Source organism: Falsiporphyromonas endometrii, from assembly GCF_042654485.1.
Taxonomy (GTDB): domain Bacteria; phylum Bacteroidota; class Bacteroidia; order Bacteroidales; family Porphyromonadaceae; genus Porphyromonas; species Porphyromonas endometrii.
Genome location: NZ_JBHSGO010000068.1, coordinates 1 through 1,266, shown reverse-complemented (window position 1 = coordinate 1,266; position 1,266 = coordinate 1). Strand labels below are relative to the sequence as shown.

At 40.7% G+C, this 1,266-nt stretch carries 1 protein-coding gene and 1 pseudogene; one reads left to right on the top strand and one right to left on the bottom strand.

Features of this window, described 5'->3' with window-relative positions:
- The first annotated feature begins 316 nt into the window (after positions 1-316).
- Positions 317-586: a hypothetical protein gene (locus ACFO3G_RS03255; RefSeq protein ID WP_380077953.1), complete on the top strand. Its 270-nt coding sequence runs from the start codon at positions 317-319 to the stop codon at positions 584-586.
- Between the two features lie 583 nt (positions 587-1,169).
- Here the strand turns inward: ACFO3G_RS03255 and ACFO3G_RS03250 are convergent.
- Positions 1,170-1,266 (bottom strand): annotated as a pseudogene (locus ACFO3G_RS03250) (transposase); the annotation flags it as partial.

Genomic DNA, 1,266 nt, shown 5'->3' with positions numbered 1-1,266 from the left:
TGCCAGACAATTCGAAATAATTTCTTTAATTTGTACTCGTGTGAGATCCATACTGTTTTACTGTTTTATTTTATTTTTTCAAAGATAATAGTCTTGGGTCTTACACACTTTTTTGGGACAGTATCTTGTAAAAGACTGATTCAACATAAATGGGAGCGTTACACCAAAAAGGTTTGGCGGATGTTCCATTTGATAGCAGGGCTATTTCTTTCAGATGATCAGCTCTCCTCAACTCTCGGAGGCTGATGATTTAGAAGACTCTTATTGATAAAGAGATTCCTTTTTTGTATCTTAGTCACTCACTGAATATAGAACCATGGAGATAAACATATTACTTACCGTACTTTTGATTTTCGTATCGCTTGGCGGGCTATTCCGCCAAGAGGGTAAGATATGTCTTGTCATGGAGAGTCAAATCAACGGCTTCATAACCGTCAAACATAATCTCAAGAGTGCTCTCTTTCGATGGACCGGGAAGTTCGTCTTTAGAGAGGTACATTTGTTAAATACCGTTGTCTTGACGGATGCTCAAAAAGCGGCTCAATCAGTCCTCATTCAACTTCAAAATCACAACTTCCGGGGTTAGGGGTCTCTGACCTTCTTACCCACTTTGCCCGTTTTATGGTACGAAACGGGCTTTTTTATGCGCTATTTTAACAAATAAGCTCGCGCAAGAGGCAATCTGTTCTCGCGCGACTTTCGATCCGTTCTCGCGCGACCTTGACATGCGAAGTCGCGCTGCTTCGGGTGCAACCTCGCGCGAGGTTACCCTCAAGGTCGCGCGAGGATGGATTGCTTCTCGCGCGACCTTCCTAAAAAGGCGGCCCAAAGTGTGTTTTTATGACGCTATCTTGTCCAAAAAATGTAGCATATACATATGTTAACATTCAGATAGGACGGTTTCGTACCATTACTCTTCGGCTCTGTGAAGAATAAATCTCTTTCAGTTCAAAAAAAGGGCTGATTTAAGCGGTAAATCAGGTGAGGGTAAATTTACATTATTTAGCTTATCTGGGGCTCCAAAGCTGGATAATTTCGGGGGATATACATAATGTTGATCAATAAAAAAGGCGAGTTTCATCATCTAAATAATGATTAGTACTCGCCGAGCAAACAGTCAATAAAACACTTGTCTTTTATTACAATAGTTCGTTAAAAAATATCCAAGCCTAAGCGGCTCTGGCAGTAAATAAAATGAGTTCTTTGAAAAGTTTGTCAATAACTTGCGGGTCTGGGCTAATCCCAAACACGCAAATAAATCGTTCA